Here is a 19,257-nt window from a genome sequence, read left to right on the forward strand (position 1 = left end):
TTAGCGGCAGGGCGCGAGCCCTCCGGTCTTTCAAGGTCAAACCCAACGGTTCGCGCCAGCCCGAGCGGCGGCACCACCGGACACTTGGACAGTGATCAAGGCCCCAATCTGGCCGATTTTCCGACGCATTTTCCCGGTAAATCAATGGCGTTTTGCGGCTCCTCGCGGGTCAGCCATTGTGTAGGGGTTGCCGCCACGTCACACTGGACGAGCCGGGACGACTGCGCTTGCAAACGGCTCGATCGCAATTTGCGATTTTGAGCAACGTACTCCCGCCAGCTGGGAAAGGCTCGCCCGCGGTAGCCGCCTTTCCCCGCTTAACTGTTTAACCACCGCCAAACGATTTGGACGACTGCGCCAGCGTGTTCGCTCGGCACAGTGACTCCGAAGCAACTTTTTCGGTTCGCGGATGCGTCCGCAGTCGGAGCGATCCAATCCGATCGCTCACCACCGATCACCCTTTTGTATAGATACAAACAGCCCATGACCGAAGCTTCCATCACCGCGACCCCGTTGCCCGACATCCAATCGACCGGCGACGGACGAAAGGTCGCGATCAATAAAGTCGGCGTGACCAACGTGCGGTACCCCATCTCCTTGCGGACGCCGGGCAAAGGAAAAGGCAACGAGTTCATTCACACCGTCGCGACGATCAACATGTTTGTTTCGCTGCCGCACGATGTGAAGGGAACCCACATGTCGCGGTTCCTGGAGGTGCTCAACGAATACCACGAAGAACTCAGCAGCGACGCGTTGCCGTTGGTGGCCAATCGGATGAAGGAGAAACTGGAATCCCAGGACGCCTACCTGGAACTCAGCTTTCCTTACTTCGTCGACAAAAAAGCCCCCGTCAGCGGCCAGTCCGGAAAGCTGGACTTTGACGTCGCCTTTGAATTGGCCAGCAACGGAACCGATGACTTCGTGATGACGTTGAAGATCCCGGCGACCAGCCTGTGCCCCTGTTCCAAGGAGATCTCAGACTACGGCGCCCACAACCAACGCTGTGACATGACGGTCAAAGTCCGAATGGCCGAAGGCGTCCACTTGTGGATCGAAGAACTGTTCGGGATCGTCGAACAATGTGCTTCGACACAGGTGTTCAGCGTGTTGAAACGACCCGACGAAAAATGGGTCACCGAACGAGCTTACGAGAACCCCAAGTTCGTCGAAGACATCGTGCGTGACTTGGCCGTTGCCCTCAACAACGACGACCGGATCGTCTGGTACCAGTGCAGCAGCGAAAACTACGAATCGATCCACAATCACAATGCGTACGCATTCATCGAATGCGATAAACGCGAAGAGTGATCGTTTCGCGACCCGCCATCGAACACTGCAATCGGCTTCCAGCCTGTCGGTCGCGGGTCGGTTAGAATGGTCGGCTGCTGTCCCTCGCCTCCCGCTCAGCCGACCATGTCCTCCAAACTGATCCTTAGCGAACGAGCGATCGTCGAAACGGTCGCGGCGCTGCACCAACGCATTTCCGATCGCTTTCCCCGCAGTGGACTGTCCGATCTGTGCACCCAGTTGCTTGAGGTCGCCGAAAAGTCAGCCGTTCGGGCACAGGGGATTGGCGAGTCGGTCTGGTGGATTCGTATTTGCGGCTATGTGCTGGCCATCATGGTGATGGTGCTGGTCGGTTCGATGATTTGGTTCGTCACCCACTCGGTCCGATTCAAAGATGAAGCGATCGGCTGGACCGATCTGATCGGAATGTTCGACGCGGGCGGAAACACGCTGATCGTGCTGGGCGCGACGCTCTACTTTCTGACAAGTCTGGAAATTCGCATCAAGCGTCGCCGCGCCTTGGTGGCCGTGCATGAATTGCGATCGATCGCACACGTCGTGGACATGCACCAGTTGACCAAAGATCCCGAACGGATGCTGGAACGTTATCGTCAAACCGACCATTCGCCAGCCGAAGCGATGAGCCCGTTGGAGCTGAACCGCTACCTGGACTACTGCACCGAAATGCTGTCCCTGATCGGCAAGATCGCAGCGCTCTATGTCCAGCGATTCAATGATTCCGCATCCGTCGCCGCAGTCAGCGAAGTCGAACAGCTGACGACGGGACTGTCGCGAAAGATCTGGCAGAAGATCGTGTTGCTGAGCGAAATCACCGAATTCCAGACGCGACACATTCGGATGGATCCGCCTGCAACCAAATCGGCGATTGTCGATCCGGAACCAGATCCGGACCAAGGCGACGACGATTCCCAACGACCGCCGGATGACGGCGGATCGAATCGGTGATTACCAACTGACGTCAGCCGGGTCACGCACGTTCGCGCCCCCCGATCTTTAGCCGTTGCGGAAAGCAGGTAAGAAGATTTCGGAGGTAAGAAAATGATGAAGGACTCCATCAACTCGATCGAGCCAATCTTCCTACCCCAGAAATCTTCCTACCCCAAAATCTTCCTACCCCTCCACCCAGCCACCGTGCCCTGCCGAATCGCACCCCACACCTGGCTGACTCATTCAACGAAATCACAAAAACGCGTCTGCAGGCCACAACCGGCTGCCCTCCAATTCCTCCGCATCCTCGAACACCCCGCGAAAAACAGACGTCCGGCAAACCGACTCGGGTATAATCGTCAGTCCAGCCCTCCCCGCCTGTCCCACCTGATACCGTCATGCTGCGACTGATTCGCTTCTGTTTCCCGATCATCCTCTTGGGTCTGACGATCCAGTGGGCGTCGACCGACACCGCCTTCGCCGACGAGCCGCTTCAGTTCAATCGCGACATCCGCCCGATCCTGTCGGAAAACTGTTACCACTGTCACGGTCCCGATGCTTCCGCTCGACAAGCCGAGTTGCGGTTGGACACCGAAGAAGGGGCGAAGGAATGGGCCGTCGTTGCAGGGGATGCCGAGTCCAGTGAGTTGGTGGCGAGGATCTTGAGCGACGATCCCGAGGCGTTGATGCCTCCGGCGGACAGCGAACGCGCGTTGACGGACAAACAAAAACAATTGATTCGCCGCTGGGTCAATGAAGGCGCCTCCTACCAGGCCCACTGGTCCTTTCAAACGCCGCTCGCCCGCCCCGTGCCCGTGGTGGCCAGCGACCGGGCCGTCAACCCGATCGATCACTTCGTTCATCACCGACTGCAACAACATTCGCTTCCACTCGCACCGGCCGCCGACAAAGAAACGTTGCTGCGCAGAATCACGTTCGACCTGATCGGGCTGCCGCCGACGATTGCCGAACTCGATGACTTCCTGGCCGACACCTCCACCGGAGCCATCGAAACAGTGATCGACCGGCTGTTGGCTGATCCTCGCTACGGCGAACGGATGGCCGCCGATTGGTTGGACGTGGCGCGGTACAGCGACACGTACGGCTACCAGGTCGATCGCGATCGCTTCGTGTGGCCCTACCGTGATTGGGTAGTCGATGCGTTCAATCGCAATCTTGGCTACGACCAATTCCTTCGCCAACAGCTCGCCGGTGATTTGTTGCCCGACGCGTCACGCGATCAGATCCTGGCGACGACCTTCAATCGCCTGCATCCGCAAAAGGTCGAAGGCGGCAGCGTTCCGGAAGAGTTTCGGATCGAGTACGTCGCTGACCGAGCCCAGACCGTCGGAACCGCGTTCCTGGGGTTGACGATGGAGTGCTGTCGATGCCACTCGCACAAGTACGATCCGATCACGCAAACCGAGTACTACCAGCTCTCCGCGTTCTTCGCCAACATCGACGAAGCCGGCTTGTACTCCTTTTTCACGCCGTCGATTCCGACGCCGACACTGCCTCTGCCCAGCGATGCCCAAGCGATTCGTTTGTCACAACTGGAACGGGAGATCGATTCACATCTGGCACGCTATCGCAAAGCCTGTAAAAAAGACATCGACATCCAGGCCTATCGCGATCTGCTGGAAACAAACGCTGCGCCGGCGGATGCGCCCGAAACGGCGGCGTCTGGCGAATCGAACAGCGAGGGCAACGTTGCAACCGATCCGGTCGATCGGCTGTATTCCACGTCCCTGTATGCCACGCCGATCGAATCGCTGGACTTTGAATCGCCACCGTCGGCGCCCAATCAATCGGCGCCCAATCAATCGGTGCCGGGAATCGCAGGCAACGCCGTTCGCTTGACCGGCGATGACGTCGTCAATCTCAAGACTGGGAATTTCCGTCGCGACCAACCGTTCTCGGTTTCGTTGTGGATCAAGACGCCAAATGTCAAAGACCGCGCCGTCATTTTCCATCGTTCCCGCGCTTGGACCGACGCCGCCAGCCGCGGCTATCAGTTGTTGATCGAAGACGGACACCTGAGTTGGTCCTTGATCCATTTCTGGCCCGGCAACGCGATTCGCATCCGCACTCCCGATCCCATTCCCGTCGATCAATGGGTTCACGTCGTCGTCACCAACGACGGCTCCAGTTCGGCGGACGGGTTGTCGATCGCCATCGACGGGCAACGTGTTCCGGCCGTGACGGTGCGTGACCATTTGACCAAACAGATCACCGGAGGCGGTGGCGACCACCTGGCGATCGGGCAACGCTTTCGCGATCGCGGATTCACGTCCGGCGAAGTCGATTCGTTTCACGTGTTCGATTGTGAATTGACCGACCTGGAGATCCAGCGTCTCGCCGAGCCCGACGAAACGTTGACTTGGGTCCACTCGGCATCTCAGGACTGGACGCCAGCGCAACGGCAAATTGTGTCCGACCATCTGCTGCGGCGACACGACACCGAACTGGCACAACACCGCGAGAAACTCGGGCAAGCCAGACGCGCATCTTGCCAGTTGCAGGATCAGATTCAAGAGATCATGGTGATGAAAGAGGCACCGGGGATCCGCACCACGTACCGATTGGAACGCGGAGCCTACGACGCGCCGGCCGAAGCGGTCACGCCCGGCACCCCCAAGGCGATCCTGGGCTTGGACGATTCCACGCGAAAGGACCGATTGGGGCTGGCGGATTGGATGCTGCGCCCCGACCATCCGCTGACCAGTCGCGTCGCCGTCAATCGATTTTGGCAGCTCTGTTTCGGTGTCGGTTTGGTTCGAACTCCCGAAGATTTTGGCAGCCAAGGCGAACCGCCCACGCACCCGGAATTGCTGGATTGGTTGGCGATCGATTTCGTCAACAGCGGGTGGGACATCAAACGCATGATCAAACAAATCATGATGTCGGCGACCTACCAGGCAGCCAGCGAGCACCCGGATCCGGCGGTTTGGAATCACGATCCCGAAAACCGATGGCTGTCCCGCCACAACGCCTACCGGCTTCCCGCCGAGATGTTGCGCGACCAAGCCCTGGCACTCTCGGGACAATTGGTTTCCAAACTCGGCGGCCCGCCTGTCAAACCCTATGAAGTCGAAGCGTCGTTCAAACCTTCCAAACGCGATTCGGGCGAAGGCCTTTATCGCCGCAGCATCTACACCTATTGGAAACGTACGGGACCGGCGCCGGCGATGATGACCCTGGACGCTGCCAAACGTGATGTCTGTCGCGTCCGGCGTGAACGAACCTCGTCGCCGCTGCAAGCGTTCGTGTTGCTCAACGGTCCCCAGTACGTCGAATCGGCACGCGTCTTGGCCTTTCGTTTGATCACCGAACAGGGTGACGATTCCGACGCCGTGCTGTTGGCTGCCTTTCGGACGTTGACCAGCCGTCATCCGACCGATGCGGAAACCCAGGTCGTCAACGAGCTGTACTCCGACCAGCTCGCCTATTTCCGCCGGCATCCCGACCGCGCCAACGAATACTTGTCGGTCGGGGAGATCAAGTTTGACAAACACGACAGCGTCCCGTCATCCGACCAAGCCGCGTTCGCCGCGACCGCTGTTGTCATCGGGACCCTCATGAACTACGACGAAAGCGTGATGAAACGATGAAAGAAAACTCACCCCTCCATCCGAGTCAAACGTCGATGTTGCGCCGCGAGTTCTTTGCCGCAGGCGGACTGGGAATGGGCAGTCTGGCGATGGCGGCGATGGCCAGTCGTGATGCGATTGCCGCTCCCGCGACCGACCCGTCGCATCGCGCGTTGGGGTTGCACCTGCCGCAACGCGCCAAACGGGTCATCTATCTGTTCCAATCGGGTGCGCCGAGCCAATTGGATTTGCTGGACCACAAACCGCTGCTCAACGAACGACATGGAACCGAATTGCCGGCCTCGGTGCGTGGCGGGCAACGATTGACCGGGATGAGCGGCAATCAATCCAGTTTGCCGCTGGTCGGTTCGCCGTGGAAATTTTCGCGTCACGGTCAGTCGGGCGCGCAACTCAGTGAACTGATGCCGCACCTGGCTGGCGTGGCGGACGAATTATGCATCGTGCGGTCGATGCACACCGAAGCGATCAACCATGGCCCTGGCGTCACGTTCGTGCAAACCGGCAGCATGTTCCCCGGGCGTCCCAGCATGGGGGCGTGGCTGGATTATGGACTCGGCCGCGAAAACGACGACCTGCCTTCGTTCGTCGTCATGGTCACCAAAAACAAGGGCGGCCAGCCACTGGTGTCGCGGCTTTGGGGCAGCGGCTTTTTGCCCAGTCGCCATCAAGGCGTCCGTTTTCGCAGCGGTAAAGATCCCGTGTTGTACTTGAACAATCCCGAGGGGATCGATCCAGACAGTCGACGCAGTGCCATCGGTGCCCTTTCCAAGTTGCACCAAATCAAACTGGACCAAACCCACGATCCGTTGGTCCAAGCCAGGATCTCGCAGTACGAACTCGCCTATCGCATGCAATCCAGTATTCCGGATGCGACCAACTTGAGCGACGAACCGGAAAGCACGTTCAAGCTGTACGGCGACGACGCAAAGAACCCCGGCACGTTCGCAGCCAACTGTGTCTTGGCTCGGCGGCTGGCCGAGCGCGGCGTACGGTTCATTCAACTGTATCACCCGGGTTGGGACCACCACGGCGGAATCCAAAACGGCTTGCCCCGGCAATGTCGCGAAACCGATCAACCCTCCGCGGCACTGCTGGCCGATTTGAAACAACGTGGCATGCTGGACGACACGCTGGTGATTTGGGGCGGTGAATTCGGCCGCACCAACTATTGCCAAGGCAAACTTTCGCCCAACAGCTTTGGGCGAGACCACCATCCACGGTGCTTCAGCGTTTGGATGGCCGGCGGAGGAATTCGGCCGGGCATGACCTACGGTGCGACCGACGAGTTCGGATACAACATCGCCGAGAACCCCGTCCATATCCATGACCTGCAGGCAACGATCCTGCATCAACTGGGCATCGACCACGAACGATTGACGTTCAAGTACCAGGGCCGAAACTTCCGCCTGACCGACGTCCACGGCAAGGTCCAACACGCCCTGATCGACCCGATCCCGACCGTGGGATAGGCAATCGTCACGCACAGCGTGACCAACTTCGCTACTTTGTTTCCATCGCTTCACGCAAGGCATCGGCCAACTCGCGCAATTCCGTTTCGGTAAACGCTTTTTTGCCAGCCAGTCGTGCCGCCCGCTTGGTCCATGCGACGTCGATGCCCGGCGGCAGGTCTTCCAGCGCGAACGCCAATGCCCCCGGCACACCTAAAAAATTAAACTCGTCGGCGTCGACATGAATCTGACGTGTTTCGTGTGTGTTCCACTTCGTCACACGGATCGGCTGATTGATGATCGCCATCGGATGCTCGTCGTCGCTCGGCGGGACGAGCAACCAGGTCACCAAGCCGCCTTCGCCGGTGGCTTGATCCAGGTACACCAAATGGCGTGTCAGGTACTTGCGGTGTTGTCCGTTGCGCAGCATCACCGATGGCGCATCGAACATCGCCAACGCCGGGCTGTGGGCGATCAACGACACGTCGGCGAGTTGTCGCTCATTGGTCTTCAGCACTTGGCGAGCGATAAAACCGAGCGGCACGTCCAAATCCGACGCGGTGTCCGAGGAGATGATGATTCGGCCGGCGGGACCTTCGACACTGTAGCCCACACCGATCTGCTTCAGTTCGTACTGACCCTGTGGCGTCGATTTCTCGACCCGCGCCATGATCGTCAGCGCGCACTTGGTTGCCGCGTCACGGATCGATCCGCTCAGCGAATCGATGTCGCCGCTGTTGATCTTCGGCGATGCGACCAAAATCTGCCGATTCCATGACACCGGCTCGGATTCATCCGTCACCCGCGTGCCGGGATCGACCACCGCAATCGGGGTCGGCTGAAACAGCGCGTCGTTCGCCGCCGCGGGACGATGAATTGAAATCAGAGATGATGTGAACCACACCCCGATCAAGGTCCATGTGAAACGCTGCGCCGGCGAGAGGGGGTGTGGGATCATTCGGCGTCGCGGCGCTGGGCCGTACTGCATCGATTCAACATCCGTTAGAGTGTGAGTTTGTTTCATGACCACGTCGATCACTTCCAGATGTCCCAGCACCGTTCCGAATCTCCATCCGCCCGCGTGGATGAAATTCCCTCTCCACAGTCGAATCCATCGGCTCCGGGATCAAGCGTTTCCGCACCAGTGCTGATCGAGGGGCGACAGGTTTGTCGCCATTATGACGAAGGAAAAGTCGATGCGCTCGCCGATGCGACTTTTTCCATCGGCAGGGGACACTATGTCGCCATCGTCGGCAAGAGCGGAAGCGGAAAAACGACGTTGCTCAACCTGATCGGTGGCCTCGATCGTCCCACCTCCGGTGAAATCGATTACGACGGACAGCGTCTCGACGCCCACAGCGACCTCGATCGCCATCGTTCACGCAACGTCGGCTTTGTGTTCCAAAGCTATTATTTATTGCCCAATCTGACGGCTGCTGAGAACATTCAAATCCCGATGTTCGAATCCGACTACGGTCCAGCCGAGCGTGCCGAACGGGCCAAACAATTGCTCGATCAAGTCGGCTTGTCGGGCCGCGAAAACCATCTGCCCTCCCAGCTCTCCGGCGGCGAATCACAGCGGGTGGCCATCGCCCGGGCGCTCGCCAATGCGCCCCAGTTGATTCTGGCCGACGAACCGACCGGCGCCCTCGACAGTGAAACGGGCGACTCGATCTTGCGGCTGCTCGAAGAACTCAATCGCAACGAATCGATCACCTTGATCGTCGTCACGCATGACGAAGCCGTGGCCGCCCGCGCCGATCACCAAATCCGCCTCTCCGACGGCCGTCTCGTCAGCCCCTAACGTCCACGCGCTGGTGTGCAGGCTTCAGCCGCCCGCTTCGCTGCTCCGCAGCGACCCAAGAATCGCCTCAAGGCTGGACACCAACGGCGCTGGTGTGCAGGCTTCAGCCGCCCCGCTTCGCTGCTCCGCAGCGACCCGCATCCCCTCAACGCTGCACGCCAGCACTCCTCACGCCACCTTCTTCCCACACGGCGCCCGCAAATCAAACAGACCGAAAATTTCTTCCCGACTCAGCCCCACGTTTCGCGTCGGCGTTTCGCTGGACGAGAACAGCGTGTCAAACATCTCACGCTTTTGATCCAGCACATCATTGATCCGCTGTTCGATCGTATTCATCGCCATCATCTTCGTCACCGTGACGGCCCCGGCGGCGCCCAATCGGTGGGCACGGTTGATCGCCTGATCTTCGATCGCCGGATTCCACCAGCGGTCGAACAGGAACACGTATTCACAGAACTGCAGATTCAAGCCCACGCTGCCGGCCCCGTAACTCATTAGGATCACGTGACTGTTGGGGTCCGACTTGAATCGGTCGATCACCGTGTTGCGTTTCTTTTGCGGGATCTTGCCGTGGTATTCCAGCGGACCGAAGGGCTCGAGCGCGTCGCGGATTTTATCGAGGCTCTTGACCCACTGGCTGAACACGATCGCTTTCTTACCGCTCGCTGCCACTTCTTCCACGTCGGCGACCAAGCGTTCCAGCTTGCAGCTGCTTCCGGTGACCGGATCGAAGTTGCAGATTTGCTTCAGCCGCAACACCAACTCGAAGACATGCTGAATCGTCAGCGACTGTTCCAGGTTTTCCAGATACAGCACGCCTTCCTTTTCCGCCGCTTCATAAGTCGACCACTGTTCCGGCGTCAGATCCAACTCCGCGTCGCGATACAGTTTCGGAGGCATGTCGTCGAGCACCATGTCTTTGGTGCGACGCAAGATATAGTCACCGGCCTGTTTCGCGATTTGATTCATCGGCATGCCCGGTTTCAGGTAGCCCGGTGAAAGGAACTCGAAAATGCCGACCAAGTCATCGGGGCAGTTTTCCACCGGAGTCCCCGTCAAGGCCCAGGACCGGGTTCGCGGAATGCTGCGGACGACCAGGCTGGTGGTGCTGCTGCGATTTTTGATCCGTTGTGCTTCGTCCAGCACGACCAGATCAAAATGCATCGAATCGTCCGTCAGGATCGATTGGTCGCGCATCAACAATTCATAGTTGGCGACTTTGACCGGAACCTGGGGCGAACGCCACTGGAATTCCCGTTTGGCCGAGTTGCCTTCGATCGCCGCGATCGGGATCTCCGGCGCCCAGACGCTGAATTCACGCAACCAGTTCGTCACCAGCGGTTTCGGACAGACCAACAGCACGCTGCGAACTTCGCCACTGCACAGCAACAATCGGATCGTGCTGATCGCCTGCATCGTTTTCCCCAGTCCCATTTCGTCCGCCAAGATGCCGGCATAACGGGGGAACAGAAACGCCATGCCGTCCAACTGGTACGGAAACGGATCGAAGGGAAAATTCAGTTGCCCGCTGCCGACCAACAGGTCCAACGGGGGTTGCAGCAAGTAGTACAGCCGGTCTTGCAGTTTGACGATGTCCGACGGCGGCTTGATCCGGTTGTGCTTTCGGTGGGCCTTCGACTTTTGTTTCGACTCGCCGGCTGCTGGTGGACGCGCTGATTTGTCCGGGGACGCCGTTTGGGGTGGAATCCAACGCGCCGAATCGGGGAATTGAAAACCCCGTGCCTGGGTCACCAATTTGGGCAGCCGGATCGGGATCGAGACCGGTTCAATCGTCGGCAGTTCCAGGCCACAGACTTCAGTTGGGAACATCGAATCGGCGACCCAGGAATGGACCGGATCGATGGCCGCAACCAATTCCGAAGCGTCGGTGGCCGTGTCGCGTCGTCGGGGAGAAAAGAAACTCATCAGGCCGCTTCCGAACCTTGCCGGGACAGTTGCGAGTGGGCTTCTTTGACCGCTTCGCGAATCCGTTCAAAGGGTTCGACCGCGTCGGGCAGGTCGATGTAGAAATTTGCGATGGCATCCAGTTCGGCGTGGCGTTCCATCGGAACCAGAAACGTCGATCCGGCCAGCTGAACCGCTTCGGAGCCTACGAAATCGTTCGCCACGACCGGCTGCCCGTCCACCGTCGTGGCTTCCAGAACGAGGGCGACCGGTGATTTAGTGAACGATTCCAGTTTCAACCCTTCCGGCAGATCGCAACAGATCAGTGAGAGCGGCGTTCGGCACTTGGAAATCAACAGCTTTCCGATCACCTGGGCGACCAGATGGGAACGCAGTGTGGGGCCGAACAAGATTTCGTGGGCGCGTGTGGGGCGGACCGGCAGGGTGCATTGGAACTCCAGCGGTCGGCCGGCTCGGTCCAAGACCAGCAGTCCGCCGGTCCAGCCGGTCCGCGGGTCATCCACGACGGTAAAATAACCGATCGTCGCGTCATTCTTCTTAGGCAAGTTGTCAGGCATTCGTTCCGAAACCGCGAACAGAAACTGGGAGGTTGGCGGTGTTTCGATCGCGAGAAGGCTCGCGGCCGAATCAGTGGTCACCGCACCGATAGACTTCGGCTTTCTGCTTGGGTTGACTTTAACGGTCACGACGCCGCGGCAGCGACTTGTTGGAAATGAAGAAAACCCGCTTCTGACGATTTTTCCTGGCGTGCGGGGGGAATTTTTCCGGGCTGTTTCCGATTAATCGACAAGCCCATTTTTGTCGGGTTATACTCGGGGCTTCATCGAGACACGCCGGCGGGAAGATTTTTTTTGGCTCCGCTAGCAAAAGCAATGTCGCAGCTCCCCAGGATTTATTTCACATGTCGTCATACGAGCACGAACCGCTTTCGCCCGTTTTCCGCATCGACGTGACCGCCGAGTCCGACAGCGAGCCTCGAAAATCCAAGGATCAGGTCGTGGTCGACTTATTGCGTCATTTGGTTGCCGGTCAGCAGCAACAGAATCAATTGCTGGAGCGATTGATTCAGCAGAACAACGCGATGAACGAGCAGCGTGCCAGTGAACTGCAGCAGTGGAAGGAAGCCAACCCGCGGCTGGCTCGATCGTGTCGCGCGGCGGCGGAGACGCTCAGCCGGGTGCAGACGCAATTTTTGGACAATTTGACCGAAGAGATTTGCGACAGCGAAGAGGGATTGGAGGAGAGCGAATTCATTCTCAACGAGTTTGTGGACCGTTTCGGCCCCCGCTTGGCCCATCTCAACGGCGTCCTGCAAGTCCTCGCGCAACTGGGCAACGGCGAACCCGCCCAAGTCAGCTAAGCCGTGGAAGCATCCTGCTTGCCGCTGCCAAGTCGGATAAGCATCCTGCTTGCCTCTGCAAAGTGGGGTAAGCATCCTGCTTGCCACTCCTGTTCGCTGGCGAACACCCCACCCCACGTCCCCCGCTCCAGGCCCGGACCAACATTTCGGGCGGGCAAGCACGCCCACAGCGGGAGGCGGGCGGAGGTGCAACGAACGTCCCATCGGCGGAGAAAGTCGATGGAAAGGAGTCGGGTGAAAAAAAGCGTCCCGACTGAACCTTTCGCCGGAGCGAGAACTCCGTTATCTTGCCGCCACAATCGCCATCATCGGGGCGTAGCTCAGCCTGGTAGAGCGTCTGGTTTGGGACCAGAAGGTCGCACGTTCGAATCGTGTCGCCCCGACTGTTAAAAAAGACTACTTTTTCTTATAGCCGAAACCGCGATTTTGGGTTCCGCTTGATGGTCAAGCGTGCGGCGTTTCCACCGGAGCCAAAACGGTACATACCGTTTTGGCATTCAGGAGACCAAACGTATGCCCAAGTTGACCACATCGCATCCCAAGTACCGCAAGCATCGAGCGAGCGGACAAGCCATCGTCACACTCGACGGACGTGACTTCTATCTCGGCCCCCACGGCAGCCGAGCCAGCAAGCTGGAGTTTGACCGGCTGATCTTGGAATACTTGGCGAACGACCGTTCGCTCCCGCGCGAAGACCAGGCGTCCCTCACCGTCGCGCAGGTCCTGAACAAATACCGCAAGTTCGCCGAGCGGTACTACAAGAAGAATGGCACTCCGACGAGCGAGGCGTACGCGATCAAAACGATCATCCGCCCGATCCGGCAACTCTACGGGACAAAGCCCGTCGCGGAATTTGGTCCCCTGGCGCTCAAAGCGATTCGGGAATCTTGGATCCAAGCCGGCCACGCGCGAGGAACGATCAACAAGAACGTCCAGCGGATCGTTCGCATGTTCCGCTGGGCAGCCTCCGAAGAACTGATCCCAGTCTCGATCCCGCAAGCGCTCGCAACCGTGGAGGGACTCAAACGGGGCCGCACGGAGGCTCGTGAGACCAGTCCGGTTCTGCCCATCGACCTATCAACGGTCGAAACGACGATGGAGCATCTTTGTGACGTCGTCCGCGACATGATTCGCGTTCAATTGCTGACCGGAATGCGCCCCGCGGAGGTTTGTTCGCTTCGGCCAATCGACATCGAGCGTTCGGGGGATGTCTGGGAGTACCGGCCGGTAGGACACAAGACGGAACACCATGGACGTGAACGCACCGTCTACATCGGCCCCGAAGGCCAAGCCATCCTGACGCCCTACCTTCGCCGATCCGAGGACGCCCACTGTTTCTCGCCACGCGAAGCGGTCAAGCAGCAGCAAGAGACCCAACACGCGGCGAGAGTGACGCCGCTTCACCACGGCAGCCGACCGGGTTTCTGCCACGCGGGTCTGGCCGGAAAAAAGGCGAAACGGCCGCCGGGAACACGTTACACAAGCGACAGTTACCGACGGGCAATTCATCGTGCCTGCGACGTCGCATTCCCTCCCGACACGCCGCTTGAAGGCGACGCACTGAAGATCTGGCAATCAGAACATCGATGGTCGCCGAATCGATTGCGGCACACCCGCGGGACGGAGGTCCGAAAGCAATTTGGCTTGGAGGCGGCTCAGGTCATTCTCGGTCATTCCGTCGCGAATGTGACCGAAATCTACGCGGAGCGTGACGCCGAAAAGGCCCGTGACGTTGCCCGCAAAACGGGATAGATTGAAGGTGTCAACGGCGACGGCTGTTGACGCACAAAACAATCGCCGCGCGACGGTGCGGCCGATTGGGTATCGCGTGCCGGCGGTGGTTTTCTCTTTGCACCGCCGCCGGCCGTGATGCCACTAAAGCAAAGGGACGAGAGAATGGACGAGGATTTTGCGGTTGCCGCGATCGGCATCTACCGCGCGATGGCAACGCTGGAACATTACCAATACGTTGTCGACACTCAGTGTGATGTCAGGCCCCAAGAAATGGGGCATCTGCTTCGGCAATTCGGCGAAATCAGTGAACATGTCGCTGAGCTCAATTATTGGCATCACGATACCAAGCGAATCCTCGAATTTGCCCGTGCGGCAAGACTAGTCGGTCTGCATCACCGATTGCCGACGTACGCAAGTTCAGCGACCTCTTATGCGCTCGAACTTGGCCAACAAACGCTCTCAACTGCTTCTTTCTGGTTTTTCCACAATGAACCAGAAAAGATGGCGCAGGTCTTGGCCTACCCGGTGAAGGGACTGCTCAAACGGACCTCTGAAAACGATCGCGACTGTGTGAGAAAGTATGAGGAGGCGCTCCAGACTGGCTGCAATCAATGGGAACCATTGGCTCAGCGTGCTGAATCCGATCAGCAGTTTGCCAAACAAGTGGAGTTCCACGCTCACTACGCGCTGCAATCCAGTTTGGAAACCAAATTCCCGTACCACGAGTTGGAATCCCACGTGTTGAGTGAATTCGCTGAATTTGCAGAGCAAAACAGGATCGGGGAGCAACGGTTTCGCAGGCTTGTCGATTTCACAGGCAGCGAGCAAGTCACGGCCAGCGAGCAAGTCACGGCCAGCGAGCAAGTCATGGCCAGCGAGCAAGTCATGGCCAGCGAGCGAGCCACGGCCAGCGAGCGAGCCACGGCCAGCGAGCGAGCCACGGCCAGCGAGCAAGTCACGGACAGCGAGCAAGTCACGGACAGCGAGTCAGTCAGGGCCAGCGAGCGCGTCACAGCCAGCGAGCGAGTCACGGACGTCGACCAAGTCACGGACAGCGAGCAATCCGAGTCGCGCTCGATCATCGACGAAGAGTTCAAAACCAGGCCAATGTCGAAGGTGGCAGCCGCACGCTACCTGGGACGCCATGAAGATGACTCAAGATGGATTAGCGCCTGCATCAAAGACGGAACCATCGTCTGCCAAAAGCTCTCCCGGCAAAAATTCGTCTTTGATATCAGGCAGTTTCCTAAGAGATCGCACCCATCCATCGCCCCTCGTCCAGGTGGCAAGCAAAGGAAAAGGTGATGGCGAGTCAAGATAATGGTGGTGGCGAGTCAAGAAAATGGTGGTGGTGAGTCAAGAAAAAGGTGGTGGTGATTCGGTCAACTCATACCAACTCATACCAACTCGAACATATTTTGAGCCAACTCATACCAACTCATGCATATTTTCAACAAAACTCAGGTCAACTCGGAATACCCTGCTGAATCTCTCTTAGCCTGAATCGCGTTGGCAATTCCGTCATCGCGATGAGACGCAAAGACTCGCGCGATGGCACCCACCATTACGCGAGTTTTGTTAGTTATGGAACGAAGAGAGAAGTCAGGCGAAGGTCTGGACGATCCGCTCCGAATGATCCGTGTCTCTGCGGCAGCCAAGGTCGTAGAAAAGATCACCGGGGAGCGACCGCACGTGGCAACCCTGCATCGATGGGCGTCGCGCGGACTCAAGGGCGTCAGGCTTCGCACGGCCTATGCCGGCGGGCACCGTCGGACAACTGAGAAATGGATCCGTGAATTCTTTGAAGCGGTCACCGCATCCGCAAACGGCGGGAGAAAGACAAAGCGTCTCGATCAGGACGCTGCGTCGCGTGCCAATGATGAATTGGCTGCGGCCGGCTACTGACTGCTGACGACGATCTGTGATCGCCCTCGGGCGATCAGTACTCCTTCCCAAAAAGAAAGCCCCGCGCCGCCCAGGATCGGTCGGCGGGGGCACTGGTCGAAAGTTTGGCGACTGGACCAGTATCAACGAGGTTCATTGATGATACAGAATCAGGATGCTGTGACAAGGCAAAACAGCCTTCGCACAGAACCGCGCGAAGTGCGCAAAGCAGCTCCCGGCCAGCCCGGAACACTCGGGGAAATGTTGGCTTGTATCGTTCTGTCGATCCAATACGGCGAACGAACCGAGACTTCCGCAGCACAGCAGTGGGAAAAGGCCAGAAGCGTCGTGTTAGGCAGAGCCGACGCCTGGAACGATGATTCGGGTCGAGGGGCAATCTCGGGGTAACCAATGAATGGATTCATCAAGTTGCATCGCAAGATTCTCCAAAGTGACGTTGCAGCCGACGAAGGAACGTTTCACACGTTTGTCATGATCATCATGACCTGCAATTGGAAACGCGCTCGCTTCAAAGGCAGGGAGATCCTGCCCGGCCAGATGGTGTTTGCCTGGCGCACCCTGCCGGAACGCCTGCAGGGTGCGATGCCGAGACCTGTCGCGATCGGCACGCTACGAAAACGCGTCGGCGAATTGGTCCAGATCGGTGCCGTCGAAGTCGAGTCGACTCCAAAGTACTCCATCCTGACCGTTGTGAACTGGGCAAAGTACCAAGGCAGCGTGTCAAGATTTGATACGCAGGACGCTTTCGGCGTGTCAGAAATTGACACGCAGAGTGACACGCTGGATGACACGCTGATTGACACAGATAGAAGAAGCAAATCTAAGAATGAAAAGAACGTCGACGATCCCATCGCCAACAAGGAGAAGACTCTCGACAAAGAACTTGCAACTTGGATGTTTCGCGAAGTTCAACGTGTCGTGCCCAAGGCGAAAGCACCGAACCTGGAGACGTGGATCAATGACATCCGCTTGATGCGAGAACGTGACGGTCACACTCGCCACGAAATCCGGACCGTCTTTCAGTGGGCCAACGCCGATTCGTTTTGGTCCAAGAACATCCTCTGTCCTGGCAAGCTTCGAAAACAATTTCCACAGCTGCACGCGAGGATGGGCGGTGGAAAAACGTTGCCAACGACACCGAGGAACGACCTCGCAGCCGAGGCCCGTCGCCGTCGAGCTGAGAAGGAAGCGAAGCACGGAACCCGGCGGGAGGCGGTCGCATGAGTCGAATCAAAAAACACTCCGCGGAAATCGAACGCTCGCTCTTTGCAGGCGTGCTGATCGATCCATCAATGCTGGACCGTGTTTGTGAGCTGACCACCGGTGCCCAATTCACCGATTCAGTTCTTGGACAGGCATTCGACCTCGTGGCTGACCGGTATGCGGCTCGCTTGCCGGTCAACGATATCACCGTTCTCGTTCCGGAATTCCGAAAAGCGGGAATCCTGGATGCGTTGGGCGGCAGTGCGGGGCTCGCCAAGTTGGCGGCGGAAGCGCCCACGGCGGCACACGTCATCTACCATGCCGGCGAGGTGAATCGTCTTTTCCGGCTCCGCAGAATTGCAGGACTCGTCAGTGAGATTGATTGCCAGCTCGATGACCCGGCGGCAGATCCCGACGAACTCATTTCCAAGATCGAAGCCAAATCGATCGACGTCACGGCCCAGGGCCGCGACGAGGTTGTCTCGCTATCTGAAATGATGATGCATCTTGCCGACAAGCTGGATGCGGATCGAGCCCAGGGCACGATCTCGGGTGTTCCCACGGGATTCGAGTCGGTGGACGAGACGACCGGGGGAATGTTTGCCGGTGATTCCATTGTCCTGGCGGCGCGAACGTCGATCGGAAAGACGGCGATGGGGATGCAGATTGCGATGAACGCGGCAACTTCGGGACAAGTCGTCTTGGTCTTGTCGCTCGAAATGAAGGAGTTGCAGCTTGCCCAGCGGATCGCCGCGGGCCAGGTGGGCGTTTCCTTGGTTGACCAACGCACCGGAAACCACACCTCGCAAGACAGCGATCGAATTCGTGATTTCGCTCACGTCCACCGCGAAACCCGACTCATGATCAAACCGGCTCGACGGGCCACGGTTGCGCAAATCGGCGGATACGCTCGATCGGTCAAGGCAACGATCGGGTTGGACCTCATCGTCATCGACTACCTGCAACTGATCGCACCACGCGATCGCAGGCCCAACCGGACGGAGCAGGTGACTGAGATCAGCAATGAGATCAAGACGCTGGCGACCGAGTTGGACATCCCGATCCTGTCGCTCGCACAGCTAAACCGGCAGGGCGAAGGCGAGGAGCCAAAGCTGTCCCACCTCCGCGAATCAGGAGCGATCGAACAAGACGCCGACGGTGTGTGGTTCCTTCACCGCCAACGTGATTCGGCCGAAACTCAATTCATCATCGAGAAGAATCGGCAGGGACCGCGCGGCGTCGTCCAAATGGTGTTTGACGCAAATCGGTGCGAATTCCATGAACCGGTTGTGACGGAACATCCCGGTTTCCACACCGAGTTTGAGTCATACGCATCAAGTTAAAAAGTAACCCTCCCGTGTGCGGGAGGGTCGAGCGCAGCGAGGAGCATACGCCACAAGGTAAAGAAGTAACCCTCCCGTGTGCGGGAGGGTCGAGCGCAGCGAGGGGAGGGTTCCCGCGATTGATCATCCATCGTTGCCAACAATGTTGGCATCGCACCAGCCCTCCTCGCTCCGAGCCCAAACACCTCCGCGACCACCCCAGAAGGTGAATCCAACTTCGATGGTGAACGCACAGCTTAACTTGATGCAAAAACTTTACTTGATGCGAAAGGGGGAGCGAGAATCAACACCCCTCTTTCCAGAGTGCCATTTCGTATCGCACGTTTAACGGATCGACGCACCGACACAAACGAAAAAAGTATGGAATGTTGACGTGAAGAAGCCCCGTGCGTTTGCCCGTATGCAATTTGCACCAACCGTCACGCGAAATCACTCGGTCTGAAATCCTGCTACACCGCACCCCTGATAGGGGGCGGATTTTCGGCCCGATTGCGCGCGGATCTTCCCCGCAAAATTCGCGGGAAAGTTTTTCAAGAATCCCGCAAATAGTGGGCGATGCCGGCGAATTGTCCACGTCGATGCGCAGCGGTAGCGCAAGACACGCGGCGGGGGCGATCGGTGCGCGTCGTGGTGGTGATCGGCCGCGGCGGTTTGGCGGTCCGCGCGTTGCTGCAGCTGCAGGCGGGGC

Annotated in this window: 14 protein-coding genes and 1 tRNA gene; 12 read left to right on the forward strand and 3 right to left on the reverse strand. The window is 58.5% G+C overall.

Translation table 11 applies throughout. The features are described from left to right. Positions 1-483: 483 nt before the first annotated feature. The 4 genes from folE2 (at position 484) to TBK1r_RS30205 (ending at position 7,315) form a co-directional block, all read left to right on the forward strand. The gene (gene folE2, locus TBK1r_RS30190; RefSeq protein ID WP_095742528.1) at positions 484-1,308 is read left to right on the forward strand and encodes a GTP cyclohydrolase FolE2; all 825 of its coding nucleotides are present in this window, start codon (positions 484-486) and stop codon (positions 1,306-1,308) included. A gap of 105 nt (positions 1,309-1,413) precedes the next feature. After that, entirely contained in the window at positions 1,414-2,253 is an 840-nt protein-coding gene (locus TBK1r_RS30195) for a hypothetical protein (RefSeq protein WP_419580536.1), read from the forward strand. Positions 2,254-2,633: 380 nt separating this feature from the next. After that, a complete protein-coding gene (locus TBK1r_RS30200) occupies positions 2,634-5,846 on the forward strand; it encodes a DUF1553 domain-containing protein (protein WP_145218925.1) in 3,213 nt (1,070 codons plus the stop codon). Next, on the forward strand, positions 5,843-7,315 hold the full coding sequence (locus tag TBK1r_RS30205; protein WP_419580537.1) for a DUF1501 domain-containing protein: 1,473 nt from the start codon (positions 5,843-5,845) through the stop codon (positions 7,313-7,315). Before TBK1r_RS30200 ends, TBK1r_RS30205 begins: the two co-directional genes overlap by 4 nt. A gap of 31 nt (positions 7,316-7,346) precedes the next feature. On the opposite strand, the gene TBK1r_RS30210 is transcribed toward TBK1r_RS30205, so the two are convergent. Next, positions 7,347-8,282: a hypothetical protein gene (locus TBK1r_RS30210; RefSeq protein ID WP_145218927.1), complete on the reverse strand. Its 936-nt coding sequence runs from the start codon at positions 8,280-8,282 to the stop codon at positions 7,347-7,349. 57 nt (positions 8,283-8,339) lie between these two features. Between TBK1r_RS30210 and TBK1r_RS30215 the strand changes: the two genes are divergently transcribed. After that, positions 8,340-9,098, forward strand: a complete 759-nt coding sequence (locus TBK1r_RS30215) for an ABC transporter ATP-binding protein (RefSeq protein WP_145218929.1) — start codon at positions 8,340-8,342, stop codon at positions 9,096-9,098. A gap of 168 nt (positions 9,099-9,266) precedes the next feature. Here TBK1r_RS30215 and TBK1r_RS30220 read toward each other — a convergent pair whose 3' ends face one another. Then, the gene (locus TBK1r_RS30220) at positions 9,267-11,024 is read right to left on the reverse strand and encodes a DEAD/DEAH box helicase (RefSeq protein WP_145218931.1); all 1,758 of its coding nucleotides are present in this window, start codon (positions 11,022-11,024) and stop codon (positions 9,267-9,269) included. Then, on the reverse strand, positions 11,024-11,581 hold the full coding sequence (locus TBK1r_RS30225) for a hypothetical protein (RefSeq protein ID WP_145218933.1): 558 nt from the start codon (positions 11,579-11,581) through the stop codon (positions 11,024-11,026). Before TBK1r_RS30225 ends, TBK1r_RS30220 begins: the two co-directional genes overlap by 1 nt. A gap of 344 nt (positions 11,582-11,925) precedes the next feature. Here TBK1r_RS30225 and TBK1r_RS30230 point away from each other — a divergent pair, with 344 nt between their 5' ends. The 7 genes from TBK1r_RS30230 to TBK1r_RS30260 all read left to right on the forward strand — a co-directional run bounded on the left by TBK1r_RS30230 (position 11,926) and on the right by TBK1r_RS30260 (position 18,569). Beyond that, positions 11,926-12,384, forward strand: coding sequence for a hypothetical protein (locus TBK1r_RS30230; protein ID WP_095741023.1), 459 nt, complete (start codon positions 11,926-11,928; stop codon positions 12,382-12,384). 309 nt (positions 12,385-12,693) lie between these two features. Next, a tRNA-Pro gene (locus TBK1r_RS30235) sits at positions 12,694-12,767 on the forward strand. A gap of 130 nt (positions 12,768-12,897) precedes the next feature. Further along, complete coding sequence (locus TBK1r_RS30240; RefSeq protein ID WP_145218935.1) at positions 12,898-14,136, forward strand: tyrosine-type recombinase/integrase; 1,239 nt, start codon at positions 12,898-12,900, stop codon at positions 14,134-14,136. Positions 14,137-14,280: 144 nt separating this feature from the next. Then, positions 14,281-15,423, forward strand: coding sequence for a hypothetical protein (locus TBK1r_RS30245; RefSeq protein WP_145218937.1), 1,143 nt, complete (start codon positions 14,281-14,283; stop codon positions 15,421-15,423). 279 nt (positions 15,424-15,702) lie between these two features. Next, complete coding sequence (locus TBK1r_RS30250; protein WP_419580538.1) at positions 15,703-16,023, forward strand: DUF1580 domain-containing protein; 321 nt, start codon at positions 15,703-15,705, stop codon at positions 16,021-16,023. A 390-nt stretch (positions 16,024-16,413) separates the two neighbouring features. Next, positions 16,414-17,247: a hypothetical protein gene (locus TBK1r_RS30255; RefSeq protein WP_145218940.1), complete on the forward strand. Its 834-nt coding sequence runs from the start codon at positions 16,414-16,416 to the stop codon at positions 17,245-17,247. Beyond that, a complete protein-coding gene (locus tag TBK1r_RS30260; protein ID WP_145218943.1) occupies positions 17,244-18,569 on the forward strand; it encodes a replicative DNA helicase in 1,326 nt (441 codons plus the stop codon). The genes TBK1r_RS30255 and TBK1r_RS30260 overlap by 4 nt, the downstream gene beginning before the upstream one ends. Positions 18,570-19,257 lie beyond the last annotated feature (688 nt).

This window comes from Stieleria magnilauensis (genome assembly GCA_007753675.1).
GTDB lineage: Bacteria > Planctomycetota > Planctomycetia > Pirellulales > Pirellulaceae > Stieleria > Stieleria magnilauensis.